Origin of the sequence: Rhodococcus sp. NPDC079359, from assembly GCF_040702585.1 — a bacterium.
Taxonomy (GTDB): Bacteria; Actinomycetota; Actinomycetes; order Mycobacteriales; family Mycobacteriaceae; genus Rhodococcoides.
The window spans coordinates 664,240-677,859 of sequence record NZ_JBFBLH010000002.1 but is presented as its reverse complement, the minus strand read 5'-3'; the positions used below and the strand labels follow the sequence as shown (position 1 = coordinate 677,859).

The following is a 13,620-nucleotide window of genomic DNA, read 5'->3' as shown; positions in this document are numbered from 1 at the left end:
AATCGACGAAGTCAGGAGTTGCACGATGACCATCGCAACGGACAAGCCCACCAGTGGACTCGCCGCACCGGACGCCGCCGTCAGGGCACTGGCTCCTGGGGATGCAAGCCTCGACCGCATCGTCGAGGTGACATTGTCCTCGATCGTGTTGCCGCTGAAGAATCCGATCAGCGATGCCAAGGTGCTCACGGGTCGGCAGAAGGCGATGACCGAGGTGGTGTTCCTGTTCGCGGAGATTCGCACCGAACAGGGCCATGAGGGAATCGGTTTCGGTTATTCCAAGCGTGCGGGCGGCCCCGCCCAGTTTGCGCATGCCCAGGAGATTGCTCCGGTCCTCATCGGTGAGGACCCGAACGACATCGGCAAGATCTGGAACAAGCTGGTGTGGGCCGGTGCCTCGGTGGGCCGCAGTGGTGTTGCGACGCAGGCGATTGCCGCGATCGACATCGCGCTGTGGGATCTCAAAGCCAAGCGTGCGGGGTTGCCGCTGGCCAAGCTGATCGGCTCGGCGCGCGACTCGGTGCAGACGTACAACACCTCGGGTGGTTTTCTGCACACTCCCATCGAGGAGGTCATGGAGAACGCCGCCATCTCACTGGCCAACGGCATCGGCGGCATCAAACTGAAGGTGGGTCAACCGGATTGGCGTACCGATATCGCCCGCGTCACAGCGGTCCGTGAATTTCTCGGCGACGACGTCCCGTTGATGGTGGACGCCAATCAGCAGTGGGATCGCCCGACCGCTCAGCGCATGGGCCGAATCCTGGAGCAATTCGACCTCGTGTGGATCGAGGAACCCCTCGACGCTTACGACGCCGAAGGGCACGCCCAGCTCGCTCGCAGCCTGGATACCTCGATCGCGACGGGAGAGATGCTGGCGAGCGTCGGCGAGCACGTCCGGCTCATCGAGGCCGGCTCGGTCGACATCCTGCAACCCGACGCTCCCCGCATAGGCGGAATCACGCAGTTCCTGAAGTTGGCCACGCTGGCAGAGCATCACGATCTGCAACTCGCCCCGCACTTCGCCATGGAGATCCATCTGCACCTCGCGGCGGTGTATCCACTGCAGACGTGGGTGGAGCACTTCGACTGGTTGGACCCGCTGTTCGACGAACACCTCGAAACACGAGATGGGCGCATGCATCTGTCCGCGCGCCCGGGATTGGGCTTCACGTTGAGCGAGCAGGGTCGTGCGTGGACCGTGGCAAAAATAGCGGTGCGCTGACGCATCGAGCGCTGACGCGCAGGTGCACGGAAACTCGACCTCTGCTACGAGTTTTCGTGCACGTGCCGCGAAGCGGCTCTTCCACTCACATGGGGCGAGGCGGAGCGTACTGTTTCTCGGGTGACAGACGCTCACCAGGCATCGCGATGGTCCGCGATCTTCAGGCCGACGCCGGTTCGGGTCATGGCCACAGGGTTCGCGCTCGCCATCGCGATCGGTGCGGGCGTGCTGTCGCTGCCGGCGGCGACCGTGCCCGGCAGCGAGACCGGGTTTCTGCAGGCGTTGTTCACGTCCACCTCGGCCGTCAGTCTGACCGGCCTGATCGTGGTGGACACTCCGGTGTACTGGTCGGGATTCGGGCAGGGCGTGATCCTTGCCCTGATTCAGATCGGCGGGTTCGGGATCATGACGATCGCGTCCCTGGTCGGTCTGGTCCTTGCCGATCGAATAGGTCTGCGCGGCAGGCTCAACGCGGCCGCAGAGGTGCGCACCTCGGGTCTGGGTGATGTCCGGAGCGTCGTCGTCGGCGTGTTCCGCACCAGTCTGATCATCGAGAGCGTCGTCGCGACAGCCCTCGCGGCGCGCTTCTTCCTCGGATACGACGAGCCTTTCGGTCGTGCACTGTGGCTGGGGACCTTTCATGCGGTCTCCGCGTTCAACAACGCCGGCTTCGCGCTGTTCAGCGACAACATGATCGGGTTCGCCACCGATCCATGGATCTGCATTCCACTGTTGATGGCGGTCGTGTTGGGCGGCATCGGATTTCCGGTTCTCTTCGAGATCGCCCGTCGAGTTCGGTCCCGAGCCAAGGGCGGTCGCTCGCCCCACCGCTGGTCGCTGCACACACGACTGACGCTGACCGTCACCGGAGTTCTGTTGGTACTCGGACCGACGGTCGTGATGCTCTTCGAGTGGTCCAGAACGCTGGGAGGATTCGGCTTCTGGGACAAGATGGTCGTCGCGACGTTCCAGGGAATCATGCCCCGAACCGCAGGGTTCAACAGTGTCGATTACGCGGATGTCGACAACGCGACTCTGCTGGTCACCGACGTGCTGATGTTCATCGGTGGTGGCAGCGGCGGAACCGCAGGCGGCATCAAGGTCACCACGTTCGCACTGCTGCTGTTCGTCATCCTGGCCGAGATCCGAGGTGACCGAGAGGTGACGGTGTTCGATCGTCGGATCGACGCGCGCGTGCAACGTCAGGCGTTGACCGTGGCACTGATCGGCGTCGCGTTGGTCATGCTCCCGGTCGTCGCGTTGCTGGCGGGCACGGACTTCGACCTCGACGTCCTGCTGTTCGAGGTCGTCTCGGCCTTCGCCACCGTCGGTCTGTCGACCGGTATCACCGCACAGTTGCCCGGGTGGGGACAGATGATCCTGATCGTGCTGATGTACCTGGGCCGCATCGGTTCCATCACTCTCGTCAGCGCCCTCGCCGCCCGCGACCGCGGTCGGCGCTACACGCTCCCCACGGAAAGGCCGTTCATTGGCTAGGAAACCGTCCTCCGACGTCGTCGTCGTCCTCGGCCTCGGCCGCTTCGGCAAGTCGCTGGCGCTGGAACTGATGGGCCAGGGCGTCGAGGTCCTCGGCATCGACACCGACGAGGCTGTGGTGCAACGTGTCTCGGACCGACTCACACACGCGGCCGTGGCCGACACCACCGACGAGGAGTCGTTGCGCCAACTGTCGGTTCACGAGTACGACCGCGCAGTCGTGGGCATCGGATCCGATCTCGAGGCAAGTCTGCTGACCGCGTCCGCGCTGATCAACCTGTCGGTGTCCAACATCTGGGCCAAGGCGATCAGCAACGCGCACGCCAAGATCCTCAACCAGATCGGCGTGCACCATGTGGTGCGGCCCGAGCACGACATGGGTAAGCGCGTCGCCCATCTGGTGCGCGGCCGAATGATGGACTACATCGAATTCGACGACGGTTTCGCCATGATCAAGACCTCTCCGCCCGCCTCCATCATCGGAAAGAAGCTGGGCGAAAGCGGAATACGCACCAAACATCGCGTCACCGTCGTCGCGGTCAAGCGACAGGGCGAAGGATTCACCTACGCCACGGCCGACACGGTGATCGGTGCAGGCGATACCGTCATCGTCTCCGGTCAGGTTCGAGACGCCGAACGATTCAGTGAGTCGACCTGAGCGATTCCAGCGTCTCGCGTGCTCCCCGCTCCTGCAGAGACGACAGTTGTTTCGTGTACTCGGCCACGAACCGCTCGTTGTCGATCAGATCCCCGAACACTGCGCGGTTGGCGATGAACGCCGTGGGGTTCTCGCGCTGACTCTGCGCGATCGGCACCAGTGAATCCTTGAGCTGGTCGACGATCTCGATGGGCTCGCCGGACTCGTCCACGGCCTCGGCGTATCGAGCCCAGCTGGCCACCACCGCGGTGGAGCGGGTGATCTCACCGCCGGTCTCGAGGTTCTTGCGGATGACAGGCAAGAGCCACTTGGGGATTCTGTCCGAGGACTCGGCGCACAGGCGAGCGACGGTATCGCGGATCTCGGGGTTGGAGAACCGCTCGATCAACGTCCTCTTGTAGTCGGTCAGATCTATGCCGGGGACCGGCTGCAGCGTCGGGGTCGCCTCCTCGTCCATGTAGGCGAGCAGGAAGTCGGCGAACAGCGAATCCTGGCACACCTCGTGGACGAGGCGATAGCCACTGAGGTAGCCGAAGTACGCGAGCGCCTGGTGGCTGGCATTGAGCAACCGCAGCTTCATCAGCTCGTAGGGGGTGACGTCCTCGACCACCTGCACGCCCACCTCTTCCAGCGGTGGACGGCCGAGGGTGAAGTTGTCCTCGAGCACCCACTGCGTGAACGGCTCGCCCGCAACGGGCCACTGATCGTCGATGGCGTAGCGCAACGAAAGTTGCTCGGTCACTTGCGGTGTCGTGACCGGCGTGATGCGATCGACCATCGAATTGGGGAACGCGCCTTCGGCTTGGATCCAGTCGGCCAACGTCGGATCCTTCAGGCGCGCGAACGCGGTGAACGTCGACTGCGCCATGTGTCCGTTGCCCTCGATGTTGTCGCAGGACATGATGGTGAACGGTGCCATTCCTCGGCTCTTGCGTCGAGCCAACGCTTCGATCACGAGACCGAATGTTGTTGCGGGCACAGCGCCGTCGGCGAGGTCGGCGACGATGGCCGGATTGTCGGCGTCGAATTCGCCCGTCGTCGCGGAGAAGTTGTAGCCACCCTCGGTGATGGTGAGCGAGACGATCTTCGTGGTGTCGGCGGCCATCTTCTCGATCACGGCCTCGGCGTCGTCCGGTGCGAAGAGATACTCGACGATGGAACCGATGACGCGGGTGTCCCACGTGCCGTCGGAGTGCTTGAGCGCCAACGTGTACAGGCAATCCTGTGCCTGCATGACGTCGTTCATTCGCCGGTCGCCGGGCAGTACGCCGACGCCGCAGATTCCCCAGTCCAGCGCCTGCCCCTGCTGCAACAGACGGTCGACGTACATCGCCTGGTGGGCGCGATGGAAGCCGCCGACACCGAAATGCACGATGCCGACCGTCACCTCGGATCGGTCGTACGTCGGAACCGCGACGTCCTCGATGAAGTCGGCGAGGTTCTGCGAGTTCAACTTCATGCGTCGTTCTCCTTCGAAAGTCCTGGAATCACTACGGCTTTGATGCTTCCGGGTTGCCTGTCCGCGTTCAATGCATCCTCGACGCCTTCGAGCCCGAATCGCGCCGTCACCATCGCGTCGAGATCCACCATGCCCGACGCCACCAGCGCGCGTGCGATCGGCCATGTGTTGGCGTAGCGAAAGACGCCGGTGAGCAGCAATTCTCGGTTCTGGATCAGCGAGATCGGCAGCGGATAATCTGATCCACCCATGCCGACGAGGACGACCGTGCCTGCGGGCCGGACCGCGTGGATGCCGTCGATCACGGCTCGGGCCGCACCGGATGCGTCGATGAACGCGTCGACAGTCAGAGAGCGCACGTCCTCGGCGGCGGGGTCGAGCACGCGAGTCGCGCCGAACCTCTGCGCGTTGGCCCGGCGGGAGGCGTCGATGTCGGTGACGATCACCTCGGTGGCACCGAATGCGCGAGCGACCTGCGCGGTGACGAGCCCGACGGGCCCCGCTCCCGCGATGAGCACGCTCGAGCCCGCGGAGATCCGCGCTTTCTGGGCCGACGCGATGCCCACCGACAGCGGTTCGAGGAGCGCAGCAGCCTCGTCGGAGATGTCGTCGGGGACGTCGTGGGCGAAGGTCGATTGGATCAACACGTACTCCGCGAGCGCGCCGTCGATGGGCGGCGTCGCGAAGAACTCCATGGCCGGGCACAGGTTGTAGCGGCCTGCGCGGGACTGAGCGCTGGTGGGATCGGGGCGCTGCGGCTCGATGGACACGCGCTGCCCGACGCGGGTGTCGGAGACGTCGTTGCCCACGGCCACGATGACGCCCGCGGCCTCGTGCCCTAGTACCAGGGGGCCGTCGACCACGTACTCGCCGATGCGCCCCTCCCGGTAGTAGTGCGCGTCGGAACCGCACACCCCGACTGCCCTGACCTGCACGAGGACCTCGTCGTGCGCGGGAGTGGGGACGGGCCGTTCCTCGAGTCGTATCTCGTGTGCCGCGGTGAGGACGCTGGCCTGCATGAACTGTGGCACGGGTCGCCCGCCGTCGGGGGGTGTTGTGTAGATCACACCTTAATGTTAGCTTAGTGAGCAGATGAACACGAGCTGAGCATCTGCTCACAACTTGGGAGGCGAAATGGATGGATCGTCATCCGGTCCGGCGGGGTCGAAGTCTCCGCGGTCCGGAGAGGATCTGCGCCTGGCTCTGCGCGCCGCGACCATGTACCACCTCGAAGGCGCGACTCAGGCCGAGATCGCCGTGAAGCTCGGTGTCTCACGCCCCACGGCAGGGCGGTTGGTTGCACGCGCCCGCACACAGGGGCTGGTGACCATCGAGATCAACGTTCCCGACGACTTGCAGGGCACCGTGCACGCCGACATCGAGCGTGAACTCGAAGCGCAGTTCGGGCTGACCGAGGTGCTCGTCGTCTCGGATGTCATCGACGGCACGGACGCCGGCTACGGTTCCCTCGGCCGGGCAGCGGCGACGCTGCTCTCTCGTCGTCTCCAGGACAAGGATGTGCTGGGCTTCACGTGGGGACCCGAGACGGTGGCGGTCGCAAGCTCGCTCAAGACCAGGTCCACCAAATGTGCTGCGGTGGTGCAACTCGACGGTTCCATCACCTCGGCCGACTACCAGACCGGCGTCGAGTACACACTCGGACGGTGCGCTGCGTACCTGCAGGCGACACCCATCAGGCTCAATGCGCCGCTGTATGCCGATCAGGCGACTGTCGTTGCGTTGGAGCAGGACTCCGTGATCTCTCGCGCACTCAAAGCCGGGACCGATGCCGATGTGATGATGTACGGCATCGGTCCCGTTTCCACGTCCACCACATTGTTCGAGGGCAGCTTCATCGACCTCGAGGTGCTCGACGAACTGCGCCGACTCGGTGCGGTCGGTGAGATCGGCGGACGGTTCTACGACGCCGACGGCAAGGACACCGGAGGATCACTCCCCGGCCGAACCGTGTCGGTGGGGCTCGACGCCATCAGGGCCTGCGATCGGGCGGTGCTCGTCACGGGCGGAAAACGAAAACACGAAGCGCTGCTCGGTGCACTGCGCGGTGGACTGGCATCGATCTTGGTCACCGACATCGAAAGTGCGCGTTGGCTTGTGGATCGATCCACATCAGCGTCGAATGGAAAGGTATCTCAGTGAAAGTTCTACCGAAGGTGGTTGTCGCGACCTCGCTCGCGACGACCTTGGTGGTGTCCGGATGTGCCGGTGCCGGCTCGTTCGGTGGTGATGGTGACGGTACGACGGTCACCGTCGCGATCGTCTCGAATTCGCAGATGTCCGATGCCATTTCGCTTGCTCCGGAGTTCGAGGCGGAGAACCCGGGTATCAACCTGAAGTTCGTGTCGCTCTCGGAGAACGAGGCCCGAGCCAAGATCACGGCCTCGGTCGCGACCGGCGGCGGTGAGTTCGACGTGGTGATGATCAGCAACTTCGAGACCCCGCAGTGGGCCGAGAACGGTTGGCTGACCAATCTTTCCGAGTACGCCGACGCCACGCCGGGCTACGACGAGGACGACTTCATTCCCACGCTGAAGGAGTCGCTGTCGTACGAGGGCAGCATGTACTCGGTGCCGTTCTACGGTGAATCGTCGTTCCTGATGTACCGCAAGGATCTGATGGAGCAGGCCGGTATCGACATGCCTGCCGAGCCCACCTGGCAGCAGGTGGCCGATGCCGCAGCCGCTCTCGACAGCCCGGGCCTGTCCGGAATCTGCCTGCGCGGCAAGCCCGGCTGGGGTGAGGTGCTCGCACCGCTCAACACGGTCATCAACGCGTTCGGCGGCCGCTGGTACGACGAGAACTGGAACGCCCAGCTGAACAGTCCCGAGGTACGCGAAGCCGTGCAGTTCTACGTCGACACCGTGCGCGAGCACGGTCAGGCCGGCGCGGCGACCAGTGGGTTCAGTGAGTGCGGAACGCAACTCTCCCAGGGCAATACCGCCATGTGGTACGACGCCACCTCGGCCGTCTCGGTCCTCGAGGACCCGTCGTCGAGCAACGTCGTCGGGCAGATCGGTTACGCCAAGGCCCCGTCGGCGGCCAAGGGCGACAACGGTTGGCTGTACTCCTGGGCACTGGGCATCCCCAAGACCAGCGAGGCACCCGACGAGGCATGGAAGTTCGTCTCGTGGATGACCAGCAAGGAATACCTGAACAAGGTCGGTAACGAACTCGGTTGGGAGCGTGTGCCTCCCGGAAGTCGACTCTCGACCTACGAGATTCCCGAGTACGCGGAGGCGTCGGCGGCCTACGGTCAGCTGACCCTCGACTCCATCGACAGTGCCGACCCGAACGACCCCACCGTGGATCCGGTTCCGTACACCGGAGTCCAGTTCCTGACCATTCCGGAGTTCCAGGACCTCGGTACCCGGGTCAGCCAACAGATCAGTGCCGCGATCGCCGGACAGATCAGCGTCGACGACGCGCTCGACCAAGCGCAGCAATACGCCGAAGTGGTCGGCAGGACGTACCAGGAGGACCAGGGATGACCACCACCGAAGAACGGACGGCTCCGGCCGAACCGGAGAAGTTCGTACCGAGACCGAGAACGATCTCCAAGGCAGAGGGGTGGCGTCGACGAGGACCACTGTTGCCGGCGTTGGTGTTCGCCATCATCGTCACCCAGATCCCGTTCCTGTTCACGCTGTACTACTCGACGCAGTCCTGGAACCTCGTTCGTCCGGGTTCGCGTGAGTTCAACGGTCTGAACAACTACATCGACGTGTTCCGCGACAGTCAGTTCCGCGAGGTCGCGATGAACACCGTGATCATGATCGTCGGAACCGTGATCATCTCGGTGGTGCTCGGCCTGGCCCTCGCTCTGCTGCTCGATCGAAAGTTCATCGGACGCAGCTTGATTCGCACGCTGCTGATCACCCCGTTTCTCGTCACCCCGGTCGCCGGTGCACTGATCTGGAAGACAACGATGTTCGATCCCGTCTTCGGCCTGATCAACTTCGCGCTGAGTCCGTTCGGAGTCGGTGAGATCGACTGGGTGTCGCGGTTCCCGCTGGCCGCGGTCATGACGAACCTCGTGTGGCAGTGGACGCCGTTCATGATGCTGCTGATCCTCGCCGGCCTGCAGTCCATGCCGAAGGACATCGCCGAGGCTGCGCGTGTCGACGGGGCAGGCCCGTTCAAACTCTTCCGTGAGTTGACGTTGCCGCACCTGCGCCGCTTCATCGAACTCGGCACCGTCCTCGGTGCGATCTATCTGGTCAACACCTTCGATGCCGTCTACATGATGACCTCCGGTGGACCGGGAGTCGCGTCGGCGAACCTGCCGTTCTACATCTATCAGCGTGCCTTCCTCGGCTTCGACATCGGTCAGGCCGCGGCCATGGGCGTCGTCACCGTGGTGGCAACCATCGTTCTCAGCACTCTGGCGCTGAGACTGATCTTCAAGAGCTTCAGCGCAAACGAGGAGGCGGCGTGATGAGCACGGCAACCACGAGCAAGAAGAAGGCCGTCGCGCAGACCTCCGACGGGCAGGAGATCCGGAAGAAGAGCAAGTGGGGCCCGGGCACGATCTGGTCGTTCGTGGCCTGGGTGGCCGGTATCGCATTCTTCTTCCCGGTTCTCTGGATGGTGATCACCGGCTTCAAGCAGGAGGCCGACGCCTACTCCAACCCGCCGAAGCTGATCTTCACCCCCACCCTCGATCAGTATCGAGGTGTCCTCGAGAGCGGCATCGGCACCACCCTGCTGAACTCGGCGTTCGCGACGATCGTCTCGACGATTCTCGTTCTGCTGCTGGGTGTTCCGGCAGCATTCGCGCTGTCGCTGCGGCCGGTGAAGAAAACCCAGGACGTGCTGTTCTTCTTCATCTCCACCAAGATGCTGCCCGTTGTGGCCGTCATCGTTCCGCTGTACGTCATCGTCGGTGACATCGGCATGCTCGACAACATCTGGGCACTGGTGATTCTCTACACCGCGATGAATCTGCCTATCGCCGTGTGGATGATGCGCTCGTTCTTCATGGAGGTGCCGTCGGAACTGCTCGAGGCCGCCAGCATGGACGGTGCGTCGCTGTGGACGTCGGTCCGCGAGGTGATCCTGCCGCTCGTCTCTCCCGGTATCGCAGCGACGTCGTTGATCTGCGTGATCTTCTCGTGGAACGAGTTCTTCTTCGCCGTCAACCTCACTGCCGTTCAGGCCCAGACGATTCCGGTGTACCTCGTCGGATTCATCACCGGCCAGGGCCTGTACTGGGCCCAGCTTTCCGCCGCTGCGACGTTCGCAGCACTCCCCGTCGTCCTTGCCGGATGGTTCGCGCAGAACAAGCTCGTGCGCGGTCTGTCCTTCGGCGCCATCAAATAGGAGAAAGTCTCATGGCTGCAATCACGTACAAGAAGGCATCCTGCGTCTACGAAGGTGCCGATTCGCTCGCCGTCGATTCCCTCGACCTCGACATAAAGGACGGCGAGTTCGTCGTCCTGGTCGGACCGTCCGGCTCCGGCAAGTCCACCGCACTTCGGATGCTCGCCGGTCTGGAGGAGATCGACGGCGGCGCAATCGAAATCGGTGGCAAGAACATGGTGGGAGTCCCCTCCAAGGACCGCGACATCGCCATGGTCTTTCAGAACTACGCGCTCTACCCCAACAAGACCGTCGGCGAGAACATGGGCTTCGCGCTCAAGATGCGCGGAGTGAGCCTCGAGAAGCGTCAGGCACGCGTGGCGGAAGCGGCCCGTCTGCTCGATCTCACCGAGTACCTCGATCGCAAGCCCGGCAAGCTCTCGGGCGGCCAGCGTCAGCGAGTTGCCATGGGCCGCGCCATCGTTCGTGAGCCGCAGGTGTTCTGCATGGACGAGCCACTGTCCAACCTCGACGCAAAACTGCGAGTGCAGACGCGTACGCAGATCGCGGCGTTGCAGCGTCGGCTCGGCACCACGACGGTCTACGTCACCCACGATCAGGTGGAGGCCATGACGATGGGCGATCGCGTCGCCGTCCTGCGTGGTGGCAAACTGCAGCAGTTCGCCTCTCCCACAGACCTGTACGACCATCCCGTCAACGCGTTCGTCGCAGGATTCATCGGCTCCCCGGCGATGAACCTGATGACGGTACCCATCGGCTCGGGCGGCGTGCAGATCGGTAAGTTCCTGCTCCCGCTCGAGCGCGACGAGCTGACCAAGCTCGCGAGCCTGGGGATCGACGAGGTCACCATCGGAATGCGGCCCGAGAACATCGGCATCGTCCACGGCGGTGGCGAGGGCTTCGAGGGCAAGGTCGATCTCATCGAGGAGCTCGGCAGCGAGTCGTACGTGTACGCGCACCTCGACGACCCGAAGGTGAAGGGACTCGACGGGGGACCCGTGTCGCTCGTCGCCCGCTCGGCAGTGCGTGCCCCGGCGAGGATCGGCGAGAGCATCGGACTGAAGCGCCTCGACGGTGCAATTCACCTCTTCCACCCGGAAACAGGTGAGCGCATCTAGCGCGGCTGGTACGGCGCTTTCCGAGAGAGGATCAGCGCCGTCAGCAGGGCGGCACCCCAGAGCAGGAAGATGCCGTCGAAGAACAGGTGGCCGTACTTGACGCTCCGGTTCTCGTCCGAGGCGATCAATCCGATCACCGCTCCGACGAACGATGCTCCGCCCCAGAGAATCAGCAGCACCGAGCCGGGCCAGGATATGCCGAGGACGATTGCCGGCAGCCTGGTCCGGTTCTGTGCTGCCAGGCGCGGCCGGTTCATGTAGGCGAGAGCGGGAAGAATTGCCGCTGCAAGTTTGACCAGCGTGAGCACCAGCAGCGCCGTTCGCGCAGTCTGCGGTTCGGTCTCGACCCACTCCGTGGCGAATGATCCGACGGTGTTCAACATCCATCGGCCACCTGCAGCCCAGTAGCCGGAAAACGCGGCGTGAACTATCCCCAGTGCACCTGCGATCGCGAAGTATCCGATGGCCACGGTGACCGAGGCTAGCCGAGTTCTCACCCCCGTTCAGGGGTAGCGAGGGATTGTTCATCTCCCCTACCGTGGCGGTGATGAGCATCACAGGCTACGGAGGAAGCATGGCCGAATCGGCACATACGGCATTCAGGAACGCTCGCGACCTGCTACTCGACTCCTACGGCGAGTACGACCGCGCCGTAGAGACTTTCGAGTGGCCGTCGTTCGGAGAGACGTTCAACTGGGCCATCGATTGGTTCGACGCGATCGCCCGTGGCAACGACGGCACTGCGTTGTGGATCGTCGAAGAGGACGGCAGCGAGGCCAAGTACAGCTTCGACGACATCGCGCGTCGTTCCGACCAGGTCGCCAGGTGGCTCGAGCAACAGGGCATCGGCCGCGGCGATTCGGTGATCCTGATGCTCGGAAATCAGGTGGAACTGTGGGAAGCGATGCTCGCGGTGATGAAACTGGGCGCGGTGTTGATGCCGACCACCACTGCCATCGGGCCCGCAGACCTGACCGACCGTGTGGTGCGCGGCAATGCGCGCGCAGTGATCGTGAACCCCTCGGACACCGGCAAATTCGACGACGTACCCGGGGACTACCTGCGCATCGCCACCTCCGCTCGAAATGGTTGGGTCGACTATGCCGAGGCTCGTTCTGTCGAGGCCGCGCCGTTCGAGTCCGTGACGGCTCCCACCGACCGTCTTCTCATGTACTTCACCTCCGGCACCACCAGCAAGCCCAAGCTCGTCGAACACACTCAGATCTCCTATCCCGTCGGGCATCTGAGCACCATGTACTTCCTCGGTCTGCGTCCGGGCGACGTGCACTTGAACATCAGCTCGCCGGGTTGGGCCAAGCATGCGTGGAGTTGCTTCTTCGCGCCGTGGATCGCCGAGGCGACGATCTTCATCTACAACTACGGAAAATTCGACGCGAAAGCGTTGCTCGAGCAGATCCGCCGGGCCGAGGTGACGACGTTCTGTGCTCCACCGACAGTGTGGCGCATGCTGATTCAAGCCGACCTCGCCGGTGGCGGTGGTTCGCTACGCGAGGCCATCGGAGCAGGTGAGCCCCTCAACCCCGAGGTGATCTCGCGGGTGCAGCAGGAGTGGGGCCTCAATATCCGCGACGGGTTCGGCCAGACGGAAACCACTGCACTGGTTGCCAATACACCCGGCGCGGTACTCAAGTCCGGCTCGATGGGGAGGCCGCTACCGGGCGTGCCGGTGGTGATCGTCGACCCCACCACCGGCGAACTCGCCGACGAAGGCGAGATCTGCCTCGACCTGGCGCAGCAGCCGTTCAACCTGATGACCGGATACCTCGGCGACCCCGAACGCAACGCCGCTGTCATGGCCGACGGTTACTACCACACCGGCGACGTCGCATCACGGGACTCCGAGGGCTACATCACCTACGTCGGCCGCACCGACGACGTGTTCAAGGCCTCGGACTACAAGATCTCCCCGTTCGAACTCGAAAGCGTGCTCATCGAACACCCCGCCGTTGCCGAGGCCGCGGTGGTGCCCGCCCCCGACGAGACGCGACTGGCCGTCCCCAAGGCGTATGTGGCATTGGCGTCGGGCTGGGAACCCAACGAGGACACCGCGTTCGAGATCCTCAAGTACGCCCGCGAGCACCTTGCGCCGTTCCTGCGGGTGCGCCGAATCGAGTTCTTCGAGCTACCGAAAACCATCTCGGGCAAGATCCGCCGAGTGGAACTGCGCGCCCGCGAGGACGCGGCCGTCGGACCGCTGGAGACCGAGTGGCGCGACGACCAGTTCCCTGCACTGAAGAGGTGATGTGGCTGTCCACCGTCTGGGTTCGGACGCGGGATCCCGCTTCTCGAGCCGAATTGTGGA

General features: G+C 63.9%; 12 protein-coding genes. 9 read left to right on the top strand and 3 right to left on the bottom strand.

Translation table 11 applies throughout. The features are described 5' to 3' along the window. Nucleotides 1-25: 25 nt before the first annotated feature. From AB0362_RS07810 to AB0362_RS07800, 3 genes are all read left to right on the top strand, one after another. A complete protein-coding gene (locus AB0362_RS07810; protein ID WP_366235385.1) occupies nucleotides 26-1,225 on the top strand; it encodes a mandelate racemase/muconate lactonizing enzyme family protein in 1,200 nt (399 codons plus the stop codon). A gap of 183 nt (nucleotides 1,226-1,408) precedes the next feature. Then, on the top strand, nucleotides 1,409-2,722 hold the full coding sequence (locus AB0362_RS07805; RefSeq protein ID WP_366235444.1) for a potassium transporter TrkG: 1,314 nt from the start codon (nucleotides 1,409-1,411) through the stop codon (nucleotides 2,720-2,722). Further along, nucleotides 2,715-3,380, top strand: a complete 666-nt coding sequence (locus tag AB0362_RS07800) for a TrkA family potassium uptake protein (RefSeq protein WP_149406950.1) — start codon at nucleotides 2,715-2,717, stop codon at nucleotides 3,378-3,380. The genes AB0362_RS07805 and AB0362_RS07800 overlap by 8 nt, the downstream gene beginning before the upstream one ends. Here the strand turns inward: AB0362_RS07800 and AB0362_RS07795 are convergent. Both AB0362_RS07795 and AB0362_RS07790 read right to left on the bottom strand, forming a co-directional pair. Continuing rightward, nucleotides 3,364-4,839: a mannitol dehydrogenase family protein gene (locus tag AB0362_RS07795; protein WP_366235384.1), complete on the bottom strand. Its 1,476-nt coding sequence runs from the start codon at nucleotides 4,837-4,839 to the stop codon at nucleotides 3,364-3,366. The genes AB0362_RS07800 and AB0362_RS07795 overlap by 17 nt on opposite strands. Beyond that, nucleotides 4,836-5,858: an NAD(P)-dependent alcohol dehydrogenase gene (locus AB0362_RS07790; protein WP_366235443.1), complete on the bottom strand. Its 1,023-nt coding sequence runs from the start codon at nucleotides 5,856-5,858 to the stop codon at nucleotides 4,836-4,838. The genes AB0362_RS07795 and AB0362_RS07790 overlap by 4 nt, the downstream gene beginning before the upstream one ends. Nucleotides 5,859-5,973: 115 nt before the next feature. On the opposite strand from AB0362_RS07790, the gene AB0362_RS07785 reads away from it, so the two are divergent. Genes AB0362_RS07785 through AB0362_RS07765 form a run of 5 tightly spaced genes read left to right on the top strand, consistent with a single transcriptional unit; the run spans nucleotide 5,974 to nucleotide 11,297 of the window. Continuing rightward, on the top strand, nucleotides 5,974-6,999 hold the full coding sequence (locus AB0362_RS07785) for a sugar-binding domain-containing protein (RefSeq protein ID WP_094640484.1): 1,026 nt from the start codon (nucleotides 5,974-5,976) through the stop codon (nucleotides 6,997-6,999). Nucleotides 7,000-7,013: 14 nt separating this feature from the next. Further along, nucleotides 7,014-8,348 (top strand): sugar ABC transporter substrate-binding protein, encoded by a 1,335-nt coding sequence (locus AB0362_RS07780; protein WP_094640501.1) that lies wholly within the window; start codon nucleotides 7,014-7,016, stop codon nucleotides 8,346-8,348. Further along, nucleotides 8,345-9,295: a sugar ABC transporter permease gene (locus AB0362_RS07775; RefSeq protein ID WP_037196012.1), complete on the top strand. Its 951-nt coding sequence runs from the start codon at nucleotides 8,345-8,347 to the stop codon at nucleotides 9,293-9,295. The genes AB0362_RS07780 and AB0362_RS07775 overlap by 4 nt, the downstream gene beginning before the upstream one ends. After that, nucleotides 9,295-10,179, top strand: coding sequence for a carbohydrate ABC transporter permease (locus AB0362_RS07770; protein WP_068049004.1), 885 nt, complete (start codon nucleotides 9,295-9,297; stop codon nucleotides 10,177-10,179). Before AB0362_RS07775 ends, AB0362_RS07770 begins: the two co-directional genes overlap by 1 nt. 11 nt (nucleotides 10,180-10,190) lie before the next feature. Then, on the top strand, nucleotides 10,191-11,297 hold the full coding sequence (locus AB0362_RS07765) for an ATP-binding cassette domain-containing protein (RefSeq protein ID WP_094640485.1): 1,107 nt from the start codon (nucleotides 10,191-10,193) through the stop codon (nucleotides 11,295-11,297). Here the strand turns inward: AB0362_RS07765 and AB0362_RS07760 are convergent. Next, a complete protein-coding gene (locus AB0362_RS07760) occupies nucleotides 11,294-11,767 on the bottom strand; it encodes a DUF3995 domain-containing protein (protein WP_082898697.1) in 474 nt (157 codons plus the stop codon). The two genes, AB0362_RS07765 and AB0362_RS07760, sit on opposite strands and share 4 nt — an antisense overlap. 104 nt (nucleotides 11,768-11,871) lie before the next feature. Here AB0362_RS07760 and AB0362_RS07755 point away from each other — a divergent pair, with 104 nt between their 5' ends. After that, complete coding sequence (locus AB0362_RS07755; protein WP_366235442.1) at nucleotides 11,872-13,560, top strand: AMP-binding protein; 1,689 nt, start codon at nucleotides 11,872-11,874, stop codon at nucleotides 13,558-13,560. The last annotated feature ends 60 nt before the right edge of the window (nucleotides 13,561-13,620 follow it).

What these genes read in the sequence shown, in the direction of transcription:
- AB0362_RS07810 (WP_366235385.1), top strand. Translation starts at nt 26, where the DNA reads ATGACCATCGCAACGGACAAGCCCACCAGTGGACTCGCCGCACCGGAC.
- AB0362_RS07785 (WP_094640484.1), top strand. Translation starts at nt 5,974, where the DNA reads ATGGATGGATCGTCATCCGGTCCGGCGGGGTCGAAGTCTCCGCGGTCC.
- AB0362_RS07775 (WP_037196012.1), top strand. Translation starts at nt 8,345, where the DNA reads ATGACCACCACCGAAGAACGGACGGCTCCGGCCGAACCGGAGAAGTTC.
- AB0362_RS07755 (WP_366235442.1), top strand. Translation starts at nt 11,872, where the DNA reads ATGGCCGAATCGGCACATACGGCATTCAGGAACGCTCGCGACCTGCTA.
- AB0362_RS07795 (WP_366235384.1), bottom strand. Translation starts at nt 4,839, where the DNA reads ATGAAGTTGAACTCGCAGAACCTCGCCGACTTCATCGAGGACGTCGCG.
- AB0362_RS07770 (WP_068049004.1), top strand. Translation starts at nt 9,295, where the DNA reads ATGAGCACGGCAACCACGAGCAAGAAGAAGGCCGTCGCGCAGACCTCC.
- AB0362_RS07790 (WP_366235443.1), bottom strand. Translation starts at nt 5,858, where the DNA reads ATGCAGGCCAGCGTCCTCACCGCGGCACACGAGATACGACTCGAGGAA.
- AB0362_RS07765 (WP_094640485.1), top strand. Translation starts at nt 10,191, where the DNA reads ATGGCTGCAATCACGTACAAGAAGGCATCCTGCGTCTACGAAGGTGCC.
- AB0362_RS07805 (WP_366235444.1), top strand. Translation starts at nt 1,409, where the DNA reads ATGGCCACAGGGTTCGCGCTCGCCATCGCGATCGGTGCGGGCGTGCTG.